Origin of the sequence: Dyadobacter psychrotolerans (genome assembly GCF_004349265.1) — a bacterium.
GTDB lineage: Bacteria > Bacteroidota > Bacteroidia > Cytophagales > Spirosomataceae > Dyadobacter > Dyadobacter psychrotolerans.
This window is the reverse complement of record NZ_SMFL01000013.1, coordinates 23954-43852: the sequence shown is the minus strand read 5'-3', so window position 1 is coordinate 43852 and position 19899 is coordinate 23954. Positions and strand designations below refer to the sequence as shown.

Here is a 19899-nt window from a genome sequence, read left to right as displayed (position 1 = left end):
TAATTAATACCCCTCAAAGATGCCAGGCGAATATCTTGGAGGAAAATTAGCAGGCCGGACACCAGCAATAGATGGACAGAAATCTGTATTGCCCTGATATACCCAGTTGTCAGGTATTTTATGCTGTGTGTCCTTCGATTCTATTATTTGGTAATGGATATGCTATATTTAATTGATGTATATGCACATTTGAACAATGAAATTACCGGAAATACACATCGAGGCATTTTTTGAAAAAGGTAGACGGGCTCACTTGTTCTTTTGCCTGGCTTTACTAGTGCTCATGGTATTTATACTCTCGGTAAGCCAGAAATGGAAGTATGCGCCGGGAGCGATCTTAATTTATTCATTTATCTTAGGCGGCATATATACCGGCCGGTGGTTATGCCGTAAATGGCTAATGAATAGCAAATGGGGTGGTCTGATAACTATGCTTATTGTTGTCCTTTTGGGATATTGCATAATTGGCCTTGGTGCTTATGTTTATTTCTTTGTACCCGATCTACCTTTAAATCATATGATCGAATCTGCTATAAATATTACAGCGTGTAGTTTTGCTTTAATTTTTATTGGTTTTTTTATCGCAGTGATCAGAAGCGCCATCAGGGAAAAGATGAATGGACTCGTGCTTGCTGAACAAAAAAAAGGAAGTGAACTCAGCCTGCTGCGCTCGCAGGTAAGCCCACATTTTTTGTTTAACACGCTAAACAATATGTACAGCCTATCTATTAATCGCCCCAGCCAAATGCCAGATTTATTGCTTAAACTATCTGAGCTATTGCGCTATTCGGTTTACGAAGCTGACCAGCCTCTGGTGCAACTGAAGGACGAGCTGGAATATATCCGCAACTACATCGCGTTGGAAAATATCCGCAGTGCCGACCGCCTATCATTAACCATCAATCTGGCTGATGCCCGGGTAAATGTGAAAATAGCACCCATGTTGCTGATCGTCTTTATTGAAAACGCGTTTAAACATGCCCGTAATACGCTTGAAAACGAAATTCAGCTCGTTGTCAATTGCAAACTAGTCAATGAAAATATCTATTTTGAAGTAGTCAATACCTATATTGATAATGGTGCAAAGGATTCGACCGATAAACGGAGTTCAGGCTTTGGCATCGCGAATGTGACTAAGCGATTGGAGTTACTTTATCCGGGCGATTATGAATTGAAACAAACTCATAGCACAAATCAATTTAAAGTTGAACTTATTCTTAAAGCCAGATAAATGGGTCAGATTAGTTGCCTTATTGTAGATGATGAGCCCTTAGCCAGGGAACTAATGATTACCTATTGCAGCTATTTACCACAACTCAAAATTGAGGCCGTTTGTGGTAACGCCATAGAAGCAAAAGCGATTTTGCAGGAAAGGGCGATTTCTATCCTTTTTTTGGATATTCATCTGCCTGTTTTGGATGGTATCGGCCTTTTGCAAACGCTTAAAATCAGGCCGCAGGTGATCATGACCACTGCCTATAAGGAATATGCTGTTGATGCGTTCGACCTCGCGGTTTGCGATTATCTGGTTAAGCCTTTTTCTTTGGAACGGTTTATAATGGCCATAGACAAAGCCACTGAAAACATTAAATACCGAAGTAACCATTCAGATTTTAAGGCCGGCGACCATCATGTTTTCATAAAAACCGAGGGTATGATCTACCGGGTAAAATATGATGATCTGTTATTTGCCGAAGCCAGCCGAAATTACACCAGGATAGTCACTACTGATAAAACCCTATCACCAATGATGTCTTTCTCCGTTTTGGAACAACAAATACCTACTAGTCAATTCACCAGGGTTCACCGTTCATTTATTGTCAACAAATCAAAGATTACCCGCATTGATGGTAACTGGCTTTTTATTGGTGAACAGGCAATACCTATCGGTAAAAATCACCGGGAGGAACTTTTTAAAATATTGGGACTGTGAAAATCATTTTGTTGTATCAGTAGAGATTTCGTCTCCCGTGACCAGTAGCATACGGAAATTAAGATCATATAAAATCGGACATTAAAATCAATTACAAATTAATGAAAACATCATTATTACGCTCATGCAAATATGTAGACTGCGAATGCGTCATTGGGTTTCAATAAAAGATGAAAACAAGATTTAAAATTTTGATCATAGAAAATACATGGATCAAGGGGATCCTGGGTAGTTTTGGCGACAGCCGAATTCAGGTAATCATACCAAAGCTAAAATATGTAAATCAAGTCAGAGCGTCAAAATATGCAGATCGGGGAATTATTCCTGATTATCAGGTAATTCCGGATTTGCTGGACTATGTCACTGGCAGGGATGTCACTTTGCAGTATACTTTGGATTTGATCGGGCGGTCGAAGAGATGATCGGAGCATGACTTTTCAGGCTATACCCCAAATATTTTCACGAATTCATCTTTATAATTGCCTCCCAACGGAACTTCAATCTTACCTAGAATGATCCTGTTACCATGCAAACTGGTGACTTTTGAAAGGTTGATAATGAAGGACCGGTGAACCCTGAAAAACAGTTCGGCTGGCAGCTGGGTTTCAATAGACGACAATGGTGTGGTGCTTATGAAGTGTTCGCTGGAAGTGATGACCTTGGTATTGTTCCTGCTGGCTTCCAGATACACAATATGGTCATAGTTCAATTTATTAATCCTGCCTTCTGTTCGTAAAAGTAAATGATGGCTTGGAATAGAGGGCGGAATTTCAAGTATGGTACTCGTTTTAGGATTCAGTTTTTCGACTACACGATCAATGGCGATAATAAAGCGTTCGATGGAAAAGGGTTTTAGCAGGTAATCGCAGGCAGCAAGGTCAAATGCATCGGTCGCAAATTCCCTATAAGCAGTAGTGAAAACAACCAGCGGAGGGTTTTTCAATGTCTTCAAGAGTTCAATCCCAGACAGCACTGGCATATTGATATCCACTAAAAGCAGGTCAATTTGCAGCTGCTGTATTTTCTCCCTGGCTTCAAAGGCATCACCGCATTGCCCTACAACCCGCAGCACAGGAAGCAGTTTGCAGTACTGCACTAAAATCTCTCGTGCTACCGGCGCGTCATCAACGATTAGGCAATTGATCATAATTATCTTGCTTTCAGACGCAGTTCAACATGATATGTACCGTTTTCTTTCTGCGCATTGTAAAAATACTCGTTTCCATAAATCAGGTTTAATCTCTTCAATGTATGGTGCAAGCCAATACCTGACGGCTCCTCCAAACTCAATTGCTCCCTGCCGCCAGGTTCGAATGAATTTTTGATCGTAAAGATGACCCAGCCCTCTCTAACTTGTAATGCAATGGCAATCCACATATTGGGCTTGCGGGTGGCTTTGGAATATTTGAATGCATTTTCAACAAAAACGATCAAGAGCATGGGAGCAATCCGTATTCGATCTTCCTGATGTTCTTCAATCGCAAGTTCCAGGAGTAGCCTGGCACCGTTTTGTATTTTCTCAAAGTCAATGTAATTCTTCAAATACAGCAGCTCATTTTGAAGCGGAATAAATTCTTCTCTGGTCTCATAAACGCTATATCTGAGCAGTTCAGAGAGTTTAAGCAGCAATTGCGGAACCCTTTGCTGTTGAGTAAGCGATATTCCGTAAATGTTATTGAGCGTATTAAAAAGAAAATGCGGGCTCAATTGGGATAATAGAAGCTGCAACTCACTTTCCTTATGCTTTTGTGCGGTTTCGGCCTGTGAAACTTGCATCCATACAGCATGCCGCGCCAGGGCTATTGCGATACCAAAAAAAATAAAGAGCACCGAAATAGGAAAGCAGATAAACAGGTTCTGCAAAAAGTATCTGCCGACATCTCCCTTGAACATATATGCAGCACCGGCAGCACTGCCCAGTACCAATACCAGGAAAATTAGAACTGATCTGAACAGGGACGTCGGCACTACTGACCGGGTTATCCAGGACTTGCCATACCATCTTCCCACATATGTGCAGCTCAAAATGTATAAGCAACTTATCATCGCAGCAACAACCACGTCGTGATTACCACTTAAAATGACCGCAAGCGAAAAGACAGCCACAAACGAAAGGCAAAAAGACAGATGCACTAACATCTTGGAAGCCATCATTTTTCCAATAAGAGATTCCAGGAGTTCCATAACCCAAATATGGACAATCAATGCCGTTTTCGAAACTCTTCATGCCGAAAGCCTGCTTTTCAATGCCCAATTCAAATGATGTACCGCTGAAAAGATTCGGCATGGCAACTGCGCATTAAGACTTGATAAGAACCATGTATGTCCGTATCTTTTTTCCATGTCAATAATGCCGGAAATATTTGCCAATCATTTAAATACACAGATATGATTGATGGGAATGAAATCGCAATTGAAACCAGCGATTTGTCTTTTAGTTTTTCAAAAGAACAGACAGTGATCAAGGGGCTTAATCTAAAAATCCCCAAAGGGTCCATTTTTGGATTTTTAGGGCCGAATGGGGCAGGTAAAACCACCACGATCAGACTAATACTTGACCTGCTTTCGCCCAGCTCAGGTGCTGTTGAAGTTTTTGGGAAATCACTTCGCGATCAGCGCAGCCTAGTGCTTTCCCGGATCGGAGCACTCATTGAAACACCTTCCCTGTACGAACATCTGACCGGGTTTGACAATCTAAAAGTTACTGCAAACCTGAGAGGCATCAGACAGAAAAGGGTGGGGGAAGCACTGGAAATGGTGGGGCTAGATGCACAGGCTGGCAAGTATGTTCGTAACTACTCACTAGGGATGAAACAACGGCTTGGCCTGGCGTTGGCATTACTTTCCAGTCCGGATCTATTGATCCTTGATGAACCTACCAATGGATTGGACCCTAGCGGTATCCTAGAAATCAGGGAGCTGTTGCGGGAGCTGAATGTAAAACACGGTGTTACAATTTTGGTATCAAGCCATTTACTTTCGGAAGTCGAGAGGCTGGTTTCCCATGTTGGTATTATTGGTCAGGGGAAAATGCTGTTTCAAGGACCTCTAAAAGAACTTCAGCAGATCAGCAGCGAGAGCGCCTTCATTGAAATTGATACCGATAACAACACGCGCGCCCTTGAAATACTGCGGGAAGATCATCAGTCGGTCATAAAAGCTACTCAGTTTCTGGACGTACAATATGTTGATAAAGATCGCCTGGCCCATCTGATTACCTTGTTGACCGCGGCAGGTCTGCGTGTTAACCGCGCCCAGCTTGTTGAAAGCAGTTTGGAAGAAACCTTTCTCTCAATTATCAAAGATGATCATTTATGAAACTGTATTACACCGAATTCATTAAGCTTAAAAATACATTCGCTCTGTGGCTAACCGTATTGGGCGCTCTTTTTGTCCCGCTTATTTTGTTTGCCACCTATCTGTCCGACGTAAAATCGTTTGTTCCAGGGCCCGGAGTAAATCCTTGGGACGATTTTCTGATCCGGATACTAAACGGGTGCTGCTTCTTTTCGATAGGCTTTGTTCTATTGATCATAGGCCTGATCATCCATATCGAGCACAAAGCAAATGCATGGAAACATCTATTTACTTTACCGATCGGCAGGAGCGAAATTTACCTTGTCAAGCTGATGGTCATTGTCGCCATTGTCATTAGCTTTTTCACTTTATACCTGTCGCTGAGTGTATTATCAGGTATCGCCCTTGGCTATACAGTTCCAGATTTCGGATTTTCGAGATTTCCGCTACCCGGTCAGCACATTTTCAGGTTTGTGACCGAGTTTTTCATTTCAATCTTGCCGACGGTTTTTTTACAGTACTGGTTGTCGTTCCGGCTGAAAAATCTGATCATATCGTTGGGCATTGGTCTGGGTGGGCTGATGATCGGCTTACTGTTAAAAGGCTGGGAATATATCATTTACCTGCCGTATGCAGCCCCGTTTCAGATGTTGAATTATAAAGAAGGCGCCGCTAGTCACCAGAGTCTTTATTTGTTAAATACCGTGTATACTGTGATACTGGTAATATTGAGTTATTATGACTTTACTAAAAAGTTTCGCGGGTAACCACAGGTTAAATCCGGTCCCGGTTACGATATGATTACGATTGTACCTGCAACAATCATCAATGCGCCAAAGATTGTCTTAGCTTCGATCGGCTCTTTTAGAATCAAGATGGACAATCCGATGGCAATGGCGACGCTCAGCTTGTCAATCGGTGCGACCTTTGAAACATCACCTGTTTCCAATGCTTTGAAGTAAAATATCCATGACAGGCCTGTTGCAATTCCCGACAATACAAGGAAAATGAGGTTTGTCCTGCTGATGTCTTTCACTTCTTTCATTTGTCCGCTGAAAAGAACAATTCCCCAAGCGACAAAGAGGATCACGATTGTCCGGACAGCGGTTGCCACATTACCGCTGATACCTTTAACACCCACTTTTGCTAAAATGGCAGTAGCACCTGCAAACAAGGCAGAAAGCAAAGCATAGTATTTCCACATAGTTGGGCTAAATAACAAGGATGAATATTAAAGTATTTACTTAAGGTTAGTTGCACATTCCAAAAGAATTCAAAATTGGCTGATAGGTTTATCATTTAAAACATGCTTCGGATATCCGTGGCGACACTTTTAAATCTGTTGAGTCAATGAAAAATGCTTCCCTGCTGGATCCAATTGAAGCTTTCGTGTCGGCTCAATTATCTGCCTGTGGTGATGAGCTGATCTATCATAATCTAAACCACACATTAAGTGTGGTACAAAATGCTTCAAGGCTTGCCGATCACTACCGGCTCACTGATCCTGACCGGTTTGTGGTTATTGCAGCCAGCTGGTTTCATGACCTGGGTTATGTGAACGGTGACCCTGCTGGCCATGAGCAGCGAGGCGCGTTGATTTTCCGCGAATTTGCCAATCGTTTAGTCATTGAGGGCGATCTCATAGAGCGCGTCACCAACTGCATTCTGGCAACCACGCTACCACAAAAGCCCACCGATCTACTGGAATCAATCGTCTGCGATGCAGACCTTTATCATTTTGGTACAATAGAATTTGCCGAAAAAGATCTGTTAATGTTAGAAGAAACCAGCCGCAGATTAAAAACGGATATACCTGCTGGCAGCTGGCTATCCGGATCTGCAAAGTTATTACGGTCTCACCAGTTTTGCACTCCATATTGTCAGGACAGACTAGCTGCTCAAAAGCATGAAAATCTCAGGCAATTGGAAGCCCGGATACAAGCCGCTTTCGAAGCAGATCAATAAACCAGTTGGTGTTTCCGCCTTGCCTTCCCCCATTTGTACAGGTGCGTCCAGTAGGCCACCTTCATTGACAGATATCCAATACCCGCGCCAACGAGAACGTCGCTGATGTAATGCCGGTTGTTGGCCACGCGCAGCAACCCTACGGATGATGCCACGGTATAGGAAGCGTAGGGCATCCATGGGTAGCGGTCTTTGTATTCTTCATTCAAGAAAGTGGCTGCTGCAAAGGCCTGCGTGGTATGGCCTGAGGGGAATGAATTGTAGCTGCTGCCATCAGGCCGGAGCGTATGGGTGGCAGATTTCAAAAGCGTGACAGTTGTCAGTGCCATCGCTTCTCCTTTGATCAGGATCACAGTCCGGTTAATAAGATCTGTTTTAGAATGCACGCCAAAAGCGTCCAGGCCATAGGCAATTACCAGGGGCGAAAATTGAAGATAGTCATCGACTTTAGTGCGGAAATGAGGAATGAGGTGGTTCCGTTCTTCGGCCACTTCGTTTCTGATGGCTTCTTCGGAATGCCCTGTTGACAACAGACCACCAATAATGAGCGAAGCAGGCGGATAAAATGTTCGGAGTGTAACGGGTTTTCGGGCCGGCAGCGTATCACCAAGCATCACAGGCGAAGCGTTGACCCAGCTGGAAAATACAAGAAGGATTACTAATGTACGCATGATGCAACAGAATATTTTTGCTGAAAGTCAAAATTTGAAACTGTATCCGGCCCGGATCAATTGGGTTTCGTAGTAATCGCGGCTGGTATAATGAAAGCCCTCGCCGTAAACTGTTTTGCGAATGATGAGCGTTCCGAAAAGATCGGTTGCATTCACAAACAGCTCGCCTTTACGCAGCTGACGTTTTGCGCCTGCATCAACAGAGAGGCGGTAACCGGTTCGGCCCTGCGGTACGATGTCGGGTGCCTGATAGATAACTGCTACCTGCAACTCGGTCTTTTTTCCTTTTAATAACGCATTGATTTTCGCACTTCCTGAGGTAAGCTGCTGTTTGCCCGCACTGTATACTGAACGGACCGGATACAGGTTTTCCACCGTAAATTCATCAATGCTGTTGCGGTAAAGGTTACCATTGACATTTAACGAAAACCATGAGGCAAGATCTTGCTGCCAAACCACCTCGCCGCCGATATTATAGCTCTTACCCGCATTTTGGAAAATATTATAGATCAAGGTGCTGCCCGGGACGGTAGTTCCGATCCTGGTAATGGTGCCGTTAGTCTGCTTGTGATAAGCTGCCGCGTAAAGCGAACCGCGAGTCAAGCTGGTTTTGTATCCTGCCTCAAAGGAGCTGGTAAATTGTGGTTTGAGCGCAGGATTTCCGATTTTAATGATTTCGGCATCGTCATATTTTGGGAAAATGCGGATATCCACTTCGTTAGGGCGGTCAACACGGCGGTTATAGAAAAGGGAAATTTTATCATGCTCATTAAGCTTATAAGCCAGGCGCACATTGGGGAAAGGCTTTGCGTAGGAATACCCATCACTCTTATAGGTTGGGTGCGTGGGGTTAACCGTGTAGCGCAGATTGATATACTCTACCCGCAGACCTGCTTCCAGCTCGAACTTGCGGTTTTCAAAAACATAGTTGCCATACAAGGCCGGAATCGTTTCCTTGTAATTGGCCCAGCCGCCTGCAAGACTATCGAGCGGTGAATTCAGGCCTGGGAAGAACTGCATATTGGTTGGAATAAATCGCCTGCGCAGTTTCAATCCGCCTTCAAAGCGACCATACCGTAAGGGCCGGATATAGTCTGCATTCAAGTCGAACACATTCTCATCCGAAAGCAGCTTGAATGCATCCTGGCCAGTAAAATCGGGCATGATGTTGGTAAAAAAATACTTCTCATCTTCCCGGTGAAATGTATAGTTAAAGCCAATTTTCAGAAGGCGGCCCGGCTGTTGGTATTTATGCTGGTAGGAGGCTGTCGCAGTCACCGTGGTTTTCAATTCATCTTCCAAAAACTGCCAGAGACGGCGTCGCTGAGTAAAATCTGCATTAAAAAAAGGCTGGTCTCCCCGGTCCAGGATCTTCTCGCTGCTGAAAAGGGCCGAAACCGACAATGCATTCTGCTCATTCCAGTTCCAGTCTATGCCCGCTTTGGATGTTACTACATTGGTGCTGCGGTTGCGTTTTAGTTGCTGCCGTATTGTATCGCCCGAATCATAGTAACGGTTTGTAAATTCATTCTTGTTGAGCGTCGGTGTATGCAGGTAATCGCCTTGAAAAAAGATGTTGATTTTCTCTTTTTTGAAATTCAAGGCTACCGAGGGGTTTAGTTTCAGGGTATTGCGGGACTGAGGACGGATGCCGGGAAAATTCTCTTTTCGCACCCACAGTGCGCCCAGTCCTGTGGTCATGCCTAGCTTGCCGTTAAAGCCTTCCTGTTTGTTCTTTTTGTAAATGATGTTGATGATGCCCGCGTTCCCATTGGCATCATATCGGGCAGAAGGGTTATTGATGATATCGATCCTTTCAATCGCTGACGCTGGGATGTTATCAAGACTGGTCTGATTTCCAAAACCCGTTAAAGCAGTTTGGCGTCCATCTACCAGCACAGCTACCTTATCACTTCCACGGAGCATAACCTTGCCATCTTCACCAGCTGTAACGCCTGGCAGGTTTTTAAGCGCTTGCAGAACAGACCCGCCGCTCTGGCTCAAATTTTTGCTGATGTCGAAGACTTTTCGGTCAAGCTTGTCATCCACGCCATCGGCCTGGGTCCCGGTGACAGTTACCTCCCTTAATACCTGCGCGTCTTCGTTCATCTCCAGAACACCCAGGTCAAGAAAAGCACTCAGTGCACCGACTGTTACAGGTATTCTAAGTGTTTGAAAGCCCAAAAAAGCACATTCCAGGTGGTAATTTCCTGGCGCAATGTCGGTCAGAGTGAACCGGCCATCGGCAGCCGTAATTGTGCCCGTCACGAACGCAGTGTCTTTTTCAGTTTTCAAGATCACATTAACGAACGGCAGCATTTCCTTTTTAGGCTGCGAAGCGACCTGGCCCGATATAGTGACCTTGTTTACCTGCGCCTGGACGCTGTGTAGCGCTGCTATGAAAGAGAGCAGGATTAATGAAATTTTGAAAGCCATTTAGATTTCATTTTGTTAGATCTGATAGCGAAAGTCCGGATTGATTTGGAAGAAATTTAGAATTGACGTTTTTCTTACAAATGGGGAAAAAAAGGCTTGGCGGAACTAGAAAATTAGTTGTAAGCCGGTATAAGGTCCAGAACAATGTTTATTTCCTCACTTCTCACAAAGGTCAGGGTGTTGCTCCCATTTATTTGCTAAGTCTACTCATAACATGTTGCTTTGATGAAAAGCAAAATATCTATGGGCCGAAGCAAAATCAACTTTATCATAAAACTTACTTTTTGGCAGCAATGGCTATTACACGCATTGCTATGGATGGTCGTTATCCATGTTCTTGATCTGTTCTCTTACACCTACCAATCATTATACTTTGCTCATAATCAAATTAATGACCTTCCAAATTTTTGGGAGCGTTTCAGGGATGGCACCTACTGGATTATTCTATTTTTCACTTTTTTAGTAGAATTTGGATACCAGAAAATATTTGTCAGAAGGGATATATGGACGTTTTTCGGTTTGCAGGTTTTTTTCGGTGCAGTGTTTTCAGGCTTTTTCCATTTCATAAGTGCTTTTCTGTCGGATAAGCCTGAAACAAATAAATTCATCCCCTTATTCTTGGTGTATCTTGTGTATTCAGGTATTTATACATCTGTTCGATGGATTTTTCAACGTGAATACCTGACCACCGAACGGCGGTATCAACATTCTCAGGCAGAACTTCAAAATCTTAAGTCCCAACTTAATCCGCACTTTTTTTTCAATACACTTAACAATTTGTACGGGACTGCCTTAGAAGAAAATGCGCTTCGAACAGCTGACATTATTGATAAACTGTCTACAATGATGCGTTACGTCTTGACTGGCTCTCACGTTGAAAATACCGAGGTGATCAATGAAATAGAATTCATTGAGGATTACCTCCATCTACAAAACATAAGATTGCCAAAACGTGAGAATATCAAGATTCATTCACAGATATTTTATGATAAAAATCCAGCCTTAATTCCGCCATTGCTTTTGATACCATTTATTGAAAATGCATTCAAATTCGGAATTAGTATCGACCGCATGAGTCAAATCGATTTAGACATCCAAATCCAAAAGGGGAAATTAAGAATGACAATCGCGAATTTAAAAGCCGCAGAAACGGGCATTGGAAACCCGTCCGGTGTGGGACTGTTGAATACTAGGAAAAGACTAGAACTGCTTTATCCGCTTCGTCACAAGCTCTTGATTAAGGAGGATGATTCCAGTTACGAGGTAAATTTGTGGGTAGAATTGTAGAATAATTAGATGCTGATATACCAAATTAATAATGTACAACTCGCCACCAATGATCATTGAAACACAAGACCTGAATTTTGGATTTGACCGGCACAGGCAGCTTATCAAGAATTTAAACATCATGGTACCCCGAGGTTCCATATACGGATTTTTAGGTCCCAATGGTGCCGGAAAGACAACCACAATACGTTTATTATTAGGGCTTTTATCAGCAGTACCAAATAAGATTTATCTATTTAGGCAACCGTTGGAAGAAAACAAAATGTCTATTTTTTCAAGAATTGGCGCATTGATCGAGCAGCCGTCGCTATATGAGCACCTGTCCGGCCGGGACAATCTGATCGTTACACAAAGACTTCGAAACATAAGAGCCAACCGGGTGGAAGAAGTCCTTAAAATAGTTGATTTACATAAGGATGCAAGGAAAAGGGTCAGTGCGTATTCTATGGGTATGAAGCAACGGCTTGGAATTGCAATTGCTCTTTTGGCAGAACCTGATCTATTGATTCTTGACGAGCCAATAAACGGCTTAGATCCGAATGGGATTATTGAAATAAGAGAGCTTCTAATAAAACTTAACCAGGAAAACGGAACAAGTATATTTTTATCCAGCCACCAACTCCCAGAAATAGAAAAGCTTGTTACCCACTTAGGTATTATTGATAACGGGCAATTAATTTTTCAGGGAACAATACAGGACCTTGGTTTTGCACAGGGTAGGCACAGTCACTTAAAAATAGAAACAAACGACAACACAAAAGCCCAAATACTTATTGAAGAAACTTTTGGTTTACGGTTGAGTAATGATGGTAATTATTTGGAAGTTACTTACGGAGATAAAGAACAGATTGCAAGCCTGTGTAATCTATTGGTAAGTGCAGGAATATCTATTTTTCATATTGAGAAGGCCAAAAGTGACCTTGAAAGTTTATTTTTAAATATCCTCAAAAAAGCATGAATCACTTTATAGGATCGCTGAGTACTGAATTTATCAAGATTAGGAACAGCTTTGCCTTTTGGCTTTTGCTGTTAGGTGCAGGGTTCATGCCAGGACTTGTCTTTTTTGTTGTGATGACAAAATGGAAGAATTTTATCCCCAAAACCGGAGAAAATACCTGGACTGCCTATACTGAGATTTCCTGGAAAGGGATGGCTTTTTTGTATACCAACTTCTGGGTGGTGCTTCTGATGTGCCTGGTGTTAAATATTGAACATAAAAGCATAGCCTGGAAGCACCTTTTCACTTTACCTGTTAAAAGAAGTTCACTTTACTTGTACAAGTACCTTACGTTACTGATTTTGTTTGCCTCTTTGTATGGGCTATTTATTCCCTTTTGGCTGGTTAGCGGCAACTTACTAGGAATCTTGCATCCAGAACTTAAAATGTTAAGTACCAAACCTGATTACCTGTACTTACTTAATACCTGTTTTCATTCCTTTGTTGCAACACTCGGTGTATTTGCTATTCATTTTTGGATGTCAATACGGTTTAAAAATATGATTATTCCCATTGGGTTTGCAATCGTCAGTGGGATCGTTTTTGTCGCATTATTCCAGGGACGTGCGCCGGAGTTGGTTTATTATCCTTACTCATATAACTACCTCACTGTTAACCCCCAGCAATTTGTCTCCAATAATCAGATCGGGGTATTTGCGATACATGAAATTTTCAGTTTGCTTTATTTCGCGGTGTTTTCATTGTTAAGTTATGTGGACTTTGTAAAATGGTTCAAAGAATAATATCTGAATTCAATATGAAAGCTATTGCTATCGATGATGAACCTATTGCTTTGGATCTAATCCGAAGGCATACAGAAGCAGTACCGGATTTGGAGTTATTGGGTACTTTTCTTAGCAGCCGAGAAGCGCTGGCCTATTTGCAAAAAGTAGAAGTAAACTTAATTTTCTTAGATATAAAAATGCCGGATATGAATGGTCTGGAGGTTGCAAGACTAATTAGTCCTTCGACCTTGATTATTTTCACCACGGCATACTCCGAATATGCGGTTTCGGGCTTTGACCTCTCAGCAACGGACTATTTGCTTAAACCAATTACGCTACCCCGTTTTTTGACGGCTGTGCAAAAAGCCAGGGAGAGACATAAGATGAAAGGAGTATCTGATGTTTTATTTGTTAAAGACGGCTATCAGATAGTTCAGATCAAATTGCAAGAATTGCTGTTTGTAGAGTCGGCGGGAAATTATGTTACGTTCTTTGAAGCAGAGAAGAGAACCGTTGTGAGAATGAAATTATCGGAAGCATTGGAAAAATTACCGCCGCAGAATTTCTTACGAATTCATAAATGTCATGTGATCAATCTTAACAAAGTGGAAAGGATAGAGAAACACCGGGTATTGATGGCAGATAAAAATTTACCGGTAAGTGATCGTTACTGGAAAGATCTTATGAAAATGTCTTTGGATTTGCCCAAGTAAATGCATACCGTGTGTAGGCGACTGCTAGCCTTTTAGGAGTTTTGTTCATAGACATACCTTGTTTTATATATCTAAAAAAATTCCTATTGTTGGTGAATAGGCAATGGTGCATGGTAATACCTTTCCCAAAGCGCTTACTATTCCAGCTTAGGCCCATTGATTGATCAGTCAAATTTAAAGTGTTAATTATCAGAATCTTATAGTGAAATGATGATGGCCACAGTCGAAATCATAGGAAATTTGCCAGTCGTAGCGCTCGCAGATCTCGCGGGCGATAGCAAGTCCAAGTCCGCTACCGACATGTTCGGCAGATGCTTGTGCGAACCGCCGGAAAAGGTTCTGCTCATTAAGCGGTGATATGCCCGTGTTTTCAAATATTAACATGCGTTGGTTCGTGCGTACAGTAACGTTGCCACCTGCCGGGGTGTAGCGCAGCGCATTCACAAGTAAATTTGTTAGCAGTATTTCCAAAAGCATTGGATTGGCCTGCAAAATCAATTCTCCTACTTGCTGGGTATAACGAATGCCGCTGCTTGCAAACCGATCGGCGAATTGCGCACTCAGTTCAGCAAGCAACCCGGAAACAGAAATGTCCTGCTGGTTGTCGAATTGGGCATGTTCGATTTTTGCCAGAAGCAAAAGGTTTTTATTGATCCTTGTCACGCGGTTAATGGCCTGGTATGCATCTTCGAGGATTCGCATTTGCGGCTGATCCAGCGAGCGGCTTTGCAGCAGCAGGTCAAGCTTGGATTTGACAACCGCTAATGGTGTTTGCAGCTCGTGCGAGGCATTTTCGGTAAATTCTTTTTGCTGCTTGTATGAGGCCAGGCTTGCATCAATGAGCCTGTCAAGGCTTTGGTTCAGGTCGGTGAATTCAGTTACCTGCGATTCAGGCAATGCTGCCGGTTTGCCGCCTTCCAATCTGAAAGCATGCAGACTGTCCAGTGTTTCATAGAAGGGGCGCCAGACACGCAGCGAGGTCTTGCGGTTTAGGTAAACGAAGCCGGCCAATAGCACAATAAAGAAGAAAATGGTGACCGCTGCGATTGCCAGGATCGTTTCATCGATTTCTTCCATATTGGTTTCAATCAGAACCCGCAGGAGTTTTCCATTCACACGGATATCGGTCGTCAAACAACGAAACTGCTCACGGTCGTTCATGAAAGTATCAAACCGGATCAGTGTGTAGCTACTGTCCGGGCTGGGTGCAGTAGCTTGGGCAAAAGAAAATCCTGGCTGCACTTTATCTAACACATTGATCATACCCGTCACCGAGCTGTCGGGAAGATCCATGCTGGTCAATCTTTTTTCAAGTTTTTCCCGGATCGCATAATGGTGTTTATCCAGTTCATTTTCCCAGATCCAGTTGATGGTCAGAAAATAAACGGGAATGCTTATGATCAGCACCACCATCGCATAAATAACAAGTGGGCGAAGGCTTTGGTCCAGCAATTTTTTCATCCTTCCCATTTGTAGCCTGTCGCGTAAATAGTTTTGAGATAATTACCGTAACCAGCTTCGATCAACTTCTTTTTAAGATTTTTAACATGCGCATATACGAAGTCATGATTATCAAACATATCAGCAATGTCGCCTGATAAATGCTCAGCCAATGCACTTTTACCGATGACGCGGTTTTTATTGCTGATAAAAAACAATAAGAGGTCCAGCTCTTTGCGGGTTAATGAAACAATAGCTCCATTCACCGTCACGACCCTTGATGACAAATCTACTTTCAGCTCATTTTGCAGCACATTGTTCTGGTTAGCAAAACTCCTGCGGCGGATTACTGAGTAAATGCGCGCTGCCAGTTCAGGCAAATGGAAGGGCTTGGCCAGATAATCGTCCGCGCCCGCATGCAGGCCCTTGATTTTGTTTTCGTAATCGTTTTTGGCTGAAATGATGATCACACCGTCCTGCTGCCCCTTTTCTTTAAGGATGTCAAGAATATCCAATCCGTCACCACCAGGCAGCATCAGGTCCAAGAGGATACATTCATAACGGTAAAACTCGATTTTTTCCCTTGCCTGCGCCCATGTACCGGCATATTCACACAAGTAATCCTGCGCGGATAGATAAGCCCCAATGTCGGCAGCAAGTTCTGGTTCGTCTTCGATGATCAGGATTTTCATTTCAGAAATTTACATCGATGATTTGGAATTTTTTTAGAAGAAGGTTAGCGACTTGCTGATGCCGGCAAATAGTTGTTGCTAACCACTAATAGATTTCATCTATGAAATTTGCTATCTGAATTATACGGTGGTTTTTCCGTACCCTTAGACCCTTCCATTTTTCTCACTTTTGATTCCTAAAATGGCTGATCGCTATACTTCGAAATTACGATTTAGTGATACACCGGAACAAATTACTATTATAGTGCAAAATGGCACGTTAAACTGTACTATTTTGAATTTGACCCATCCTGAATATTGGTACCTACATCACCACAATTTTATTCTGAAATTTCGTGCAAAAAGTCCTGATGTTTGCAAGGAGGCAAGGGCAGTAGGACATCGTTGAAAGGAGCGAAGCTAGATTTAAGCACATGGGCGACCTGTTATATTTAGCTTTTTGGCGAAACACCTTTATCCACAAAAACATCATAAAAATTATGATTATAAATTATAATATATTAATTTTATATTCTATAATCAGAAATTACTTATTATGTTCAAAACGTATAGTAGTGAGGGTTAAACCAACTTGTATTGATTAAATAAATTGGGTTGTCGGGAATACTACATGTAAGGTTTCTGTAAAGTCAACCGAGTACCCAAATAGTTAATCACGTTCACAAGTTGATATTGTCTCTTCCCAATTGTTCTTTGCCATCATGCAATAGGCGGGCGTTTTCAGAGTGCGCAAAAACGGTCCTTATGCTGTACATTATGGGTCCGCTAAAATCGTGTGAATTATAGAATTGTTTTGCACTGTTTTAACAGAGATATTTTGCACAAGCGGATTCATTGAAACCGTCGTTTTAGAGTGCGAAAATACAGTTCCATTAATCACAAAGCGTAGGCCCATTAGGGTCAGCTGATATTCTTAAAACAGTTTTCAATTGAGATAGGGTTATTCGATCTGTTGAAAAAGGTATGGTACCGAGTGCTTTCTGATCAATCCAAGATGCTTCCCCTGTCTCAATTGTATCCGCTAACAACTCACCACCGGTCACCTGGCATAAAATATAGAATTTATACACGTACCAGGGCTGCGGTGGATGGGGATGCATTTTTTTGTCAAATACGGCCAATAAACGCGTGGCTTTTACCTCTAAGCCGGTTTCTTCAAAAACTTCCTTTTCTGCAACCTCGAACGGAGTATAACCTATGTCCGCCCAGCCGCCGGGTAAGCTCCACCGGTTTTCATCGACTTTTTCTTGCACCATCAATAATTCGTTCGATGCGTTTAGTACGACAGCACGGATATCAACTTTTGGGGTCTGATACCCTTTATCCGGAGGCATCAGTTCGATAATCGTCGCGGCAGAAACATTTGCCATATTTGCTAACATTTCCAGGCCGATTACTTTAATTTCCGCATAGCGTTCTTTATCGTAATCATTCTGAGAATATGCAAGACCAGTTTCAGCCAAGGCACTAAATCGCTGAACAAAGCGCAGCCAATTGGTCGTATCTGTCATGACTCAATTGATTTTACGAATTACGCGGCAGGGATTACCCACAGCAACAGAGTTTTCGGGGATGTATTTCGTAACAACGCTACCGGCACCAATGACTGAGTTTTTGCCTATGGTCACGCCAGGCAATATAATTGCGCCGCCTCCAATCCATACATTATCCTCAATGGTAACAGGTAATGCAAATGTCCTGAAATAGGGAATTCCTGAATCTGAGTCCCAGTTTTCGACAAGCCGATCATCTTGGTTTACCGAATGTGTGGCCGTGTAGATCTGGACGTTAGAGGCAATAAGAACATTATTGCCAATCTTGATTTTATTGCAATCAACGAAGGTACAATTGATATTGATAATCACATTGTTGCCCACTTCAATGTGTTGGCCGTAGTCGCAATAAAAGGGTGTATCAATATTTACATTTGCACCTACATTTCCAAGGAGGTGTTTTAAAATGCTTTGTCGCTTGTCGGAATCTGTGCTGACAGTCTGATTGTAGTCTTTTGTAAGGCTTCTTGCATTATGAATAATGGCCAGTAACTCCGGATCAGAAGTGTTAAAAACTTCCCCATCTAAGCATTTTTGTAATTCGGTTTTCATTGGGAATCTGAAATATGTTAAATCGACAAATTTAGGTAACATTCACAAGACAGAATTTCATCTATATTAAAATCAGTGTTTTGCCCTGATGATACTGAGATGCTGTTGAGTCATGCCCAAATAGGATGCTATAAATTTTAGATTAACTCGGTTAATTAAACCAGGATTTTCAATAATAAACTTTTCATAACGTTCCTTGGCAGTAAGCGATAATTGATCAAGGCGAAGCCTTTGCATTTTAAGAAGCACCTCCTGGTGGATTATGCGTGACCAGTTTACTATATCTATATTGTTCTTATACAACTCGTTCAAAGTGTCAATAGACATGGCATATAGAAGTGAATCTTCTAATAACTGAACGTATTCGAACCCTGCCGTCCGGTGATAGAGCGCATTGGAAGAGAACGTGATATCCCCCTCTCTACTAAACCAGTTGGTCACTTCCTTTCCGTCAGCGATTAGATATGTCCGAGTGCAACCGTGTTCGATAAAATATAAATAATTATTACTAAGGTTAGGGCGGATTAAAATATGGTACTTAGGAAGGCGTTGCGGTGTAAAATGAGCGAGCAACTCATTAACTGAGGCATCACACATCTGGTGGTAACGTCTTAACCCATTTACCGTATTCTCAAATTTTGAATAATTCATTTCCACATTCAATTTTTAATGCAATACCTTCCAGTAACTTTCTCTCAATTAACGAGTCCTCACTAAGCCGTCTTTTGGGTGCGCAAAAACGGTTGTATTTCTTTACTCATAGATTTATTGGTTTTCCTTCCGTTTTGCTGTGGGTCTCAACGCTCTCTTGCTTGAAAAGTTTAGATTAATTTGCAGTAATTGATGCAGTCTGAAAATTCAGCCTTCCCAATTTTCTGCGACCCTGTGTATATAAATACTTTATACTGTTACGCTGCTTTTTGATACTTCTTGATACTATTCTTTTTTATCCAGTTCGATAAGGTAGCCTCTGTAATTTGATAACGGTCCGCAATGTACCTTTGGCTAGAACCACTGAGCAGCAATGCTTCGATCTCAGGCCTGAACTGATCAAGTTTACTTTTACCAGGACCGGTGGGCCTGCCCAGTTTTATTCCAGATAGTTTCTTGGCCGCGAGTGACTCTTTTGTCCGCTTGCTGATCAGGTCTCTTTCAATTTCTGATGCCATTGCAAAAACCATTGCCATCACTTTACTCTGGATCGAGTCGTCTAGTTGCCAGGCGCCTTTCACAGTATAGATCCGGATGCCTTTTTGCATGGCAATGGAAATGATCTCCATTACTTCAAGCATAGACCGGCCAAGTCTGGAAAACTCACTAAGTAAAATGACATCTCCTTTTTTAAGTTCGTCCAGGATTGGACCGATCTTACGGCTACGCCAGGAAACTTTTCCGGAAACCTTTTCCTGTACAAACTCAACTTTTCCTAAATTTTTCTCATTGGCCAGGTGTAGTATGTCGGCTTTATTCTTTTCAAGATCTTGGTCCAGGGTAGAAACACGTAAGTAGGCAATATTTCTAGGCATTTTTAATCGATTAGATGAAAACCTAAATAAGGTATTTATTTTATAATAATAACAGCGTAATATTAAAGCATTTTTGCTAAATTATCCTTACTATTTATACGAACGTTTATTT

21 protein-coding genes and 1 pseudogene are annotated in these 19899 nt (G+C 42.2%); 10 read left to right on the top strand and 12 right to left on the bottom strand.

From position 1 onward, the window contains the following. Positions 1-196 precede the first annotated feature (196 nt). From E0F88_RS26390 to E0F88_RS26380, 3 genes are all read left to right on the top strand, one after another. Positions 197-1231, top strand: coding sequence for a sensor histidine kinase (locus E0F88_RS26390; RefSeq protein WP_131961291.1), 1035 nt, complete (start codon positions 197-199; stop codon positions 1229-1231). After that, entirely contained in the window at positions 1232-1933 is a 702-nt protein-coding gene (locus E0F88_RS26385) for a LytR/AlgR family response regulator transcription factor (RefSeq protein ID WP_131961290.1), read from the top strand. Positions 1934-2103: 170 nt separating this feature from the next. Beyond that, positions 2104-2355 (top strand): hypothetical protein, encoded by a 252-nt coding sequence (locus tag E0F88_RS26380; RefSeq protein WP_131961289.1) that lies wholly within the window; start codon positions 2104-2106, stop codon positions 2353-2355. Between the two features lie 20 nt (positions 2356-2375). On the opposite strand, the gene E0F88_RS26375 is transcribed toward E0F88_RS26380, so the two are convergent. Continuing rightward, a complete protein-coding gene (locus tag E0F88_RS26375) occupies positions 2376-3080 on the bottom strand; it encodes a LytR/AlgR family response regulator transcription factor (protein WP_131961288.1) in 705 nt (234 codons plus the stop codon). A gap of 2 nt (positions 3081-3082) precedes the next feature. Next, the gene (locus E0F88_RS26370) at positions 3083-4117 is read right to left on the bottom strand and encodes a sensor histidine kinase (protein WP_131961287.1); all 1035 of its coding nucleotides are present in this window, start codon (positions 4115-4117) and stop codon (positions 3083-3085) included. Between the two features lie 204 nt (positions 4118-4321). Here E0F88_RS26370 and E0F88_RS26365 point away from each other — a divergent pair, with 204 nt between their 5' ends. Both E0F88_RS26365 and E0F88_RS26360 read left to right on the top strand, forming a co-directional pair. Further along, positions 4322-5251 carry an ABC transporter ATP-binding protein gene (locus E0F88_RS26365; protein WP_131961286.1) on the top strand — a complete coding sequence of 310 codons (930 nt, stop codon included), beginning with the start codon at positions 4322-4324 and terminating at the stop codon, positions 5249-5251. After that, positions 5248-5997, top strand: a complete 750-nt coding sequence (locus E0F88_RS26360; RefSeq protein ID WP_131961285.1) for an ABC transporter permease — start codon at positions 5248-5250, stop codon at positions 5995-5997. Before E0F88_RS26365 ends, E0F88_RS26360 begins: the two co-directional genes overlap by 4 nt. Positions 5998-6020: 23 nt before the next feature. Here E0F88_RS26360 and E0F88_RS26355 read toward each other — a convergent pair whose 3' ends face one another. Then, a complete protein-coding gene (locus E0F88_RS26355) occupies positions 6021-6434 on the bottom strand; it encodes an EamA family transporter (RefSeq protein WP_131961284.1) in 414 nt (137 codons plus the stop codon). 146 nt (positions 6435-6580) lie between these two features. On the opposite strand from E0F88_RS26355, the gene E0F88_RS26350 reads away from it, so the two are divergent. Then, positions 6581-7195, top strand: coding sequence for an HD domain-containing protein (locus tag E0F88_RS26350; RefSeq protein WP_131961283.1), 615 nt, complete (start codon positions 6581-6583; stop codon positions 7193-7195). Here the strand turns inward: E0F88_RS26350 and E0F88_RS26345 are convergent. Next, the gene (locus E0F88_RS26345; protein ID WP_131961282.1) at positions 7189-7866 is read right to left on the bottom strand and encodes a phosphatase PAP2 family protein; all 678 of its coding nucleotides are present in this window, start codon (positions 7864-7866) and stop codon (positions 7189-7191) included. The two genes, E0F88_RS26350 and E0F88_RS26345, sit on opposite strands and share 7 nt — an antisense overlap. 27 nt (positions 7867-7893) lie before the next feature. After that, entirely contained in the window at positions 7894-10302 is a 2409-nt protein-coding gene (locus E0F88_RS26340; protein ID WP_131961281.1) for an outer membrane beta-barrel family protein, read from the bottom strand. Between the two features lie 225 nt (positions 10303-10527). On the opposite strand from E0F88_RS26340, the gene E0F88_RS26335 reads away from it, so the two are divergent. The 4 genes from E0F88_RS26335 to E0F88_RS26320 are packed head-to-tail and all read left to right on the top strand — an operon-like array spanning position 10528 to position 14024. Beyond that, on the top strand, positions 10528-11589 hold the full coding sequence (locus E0F88_RS26335; RefSeq protein ID WP_131961280.1) for a sensor histidine kinase: 1062 nt from the start codon (positions 10528-10530) through the stop codon (positions 11587-11589). Between the two features lie 49 nt (positions 11590-11638). Continuing rightward, positions 11639-12547 carry an ABC transporter ATP-binding protein gene (locus tag E0F88_RS26330; protein ID WP_165940155.1) on the top strand — a complete coding sequence of 303 codons (909 nt, stop codon included), beginning with the start codon at positions 11639-11641 and terminating at the stop codon, positions 12545-12547. After that, complete coding sequence (locus tag E0F88_RS26325; RefSeq protein ID WP_131961278.1) at positions 12544-13329, top strand: ABC transporter permease; 786 nt, start codon at positions 12544-12546, stop codon at positions 13327-13329. Before E0F88_RS26330 ends, E0F88_RS26325 begins: the two co-directional genes overlap by 4 nt. Continuing rightward, positions 13314-14024, top strand: a complete 711-nt coding sequence (locus E0F88_RS26320) for a LytR/AlgR family response regulator transcription factor (RefSeq protein WP_229213921.1) — start codon at positions 13314-13316, stop codon at positions 14022-14024. Before E0F88_RS26325 ends, E0F88_RS26320 begins: the two co-directional genes overlap by 16 nt. Before the next feature lie 189 nt (positions 14025-14213). On the opposite strand, the gene E0F88_RS26315 is transcribed toward E0F88_RS26320, so the two are convergent. The 7 genes and pseudogenes from E0F88_RS26315 to E0F88_RS26290 form a co-directional block, all read right to left on the bottom strand. Next, complete coding sequence (locus E0F88_RS26315; protein WP_165940154.1) at positions 14214-15485, bottom strand: sensor histidine kinase; 1272 nt, start codon at positions 15483-15485, stop codon at positions 14214-14216. Beyond that, complete coding sequence (locus E0F88_RS26310) at positions 15482-16156, bottom strand: response regulator transcription factor (RefSeq protein ID WP_131961276.1); 675 nt, start codon at positions 16154-16156, stop codon at positions 15482-15484. Before E0F88_RS26310 ends, E0F88_RS26315 begins: the two co-directional genes overlap by 4 nt. Before the next feature lie 872 nt (positions 16157-17028). Further along, positions 17029-17667: an NUDIX hydrolase gene (locus E0F88_RS26305; RefSeq protein WP_131961275.1), complete on the bottom strand. Its 639-nt coding sequence runs from the start codon at positions 17665-17667 to the stop codon at positions 17029-17031. A 3-nt stretch (positions 17668-17670) separates the two neighbouring features. After that, on the bottom strand, positions 17671-17793 hold the full coding sequence (locus E0F88_RS34875) for an LbetaH domain-containing protein (RefSeq protein WP_374756327.1): 123 nt from the start codon (positions 17791-17793) through the stop codon (positions 17671-17673). A 306-nt stretch (positions 17794-18099) separates the two neighbouring features. Next, positions 18100-18261 (bottom strand): annotated as a pseudogene (locus tag E0F88_RS34870) (maltose acetyltransferase domain-containing protein); the annotation flags it as partial. Between the two features lie 72 nt (positions 18262-18333). Beyond that, a complete protein-coding gene (locus E0F88_RS26295; RefSeq protein WP_131961273.1) occupies positions 18334-18912 on the bottom strand; it encodes a Crp/Fnr family transcriptional regulator in 579 nt (192 codons plus the stop codon). A 257-nt stretch (positions 18913-19169) separates the two neighbouring features. Further along, on the bottom strand, positions 19170-19787 hold the full coding sequence (locus E0F88_RS26290; protein ID WP_131961272.1) for a recombinase family protein: 618 nt from the start codon (positions 19785-19787) through the stop codon (positions 19170-19172). Positions 19788-19899: the final 112 nt, after the last annotated feature.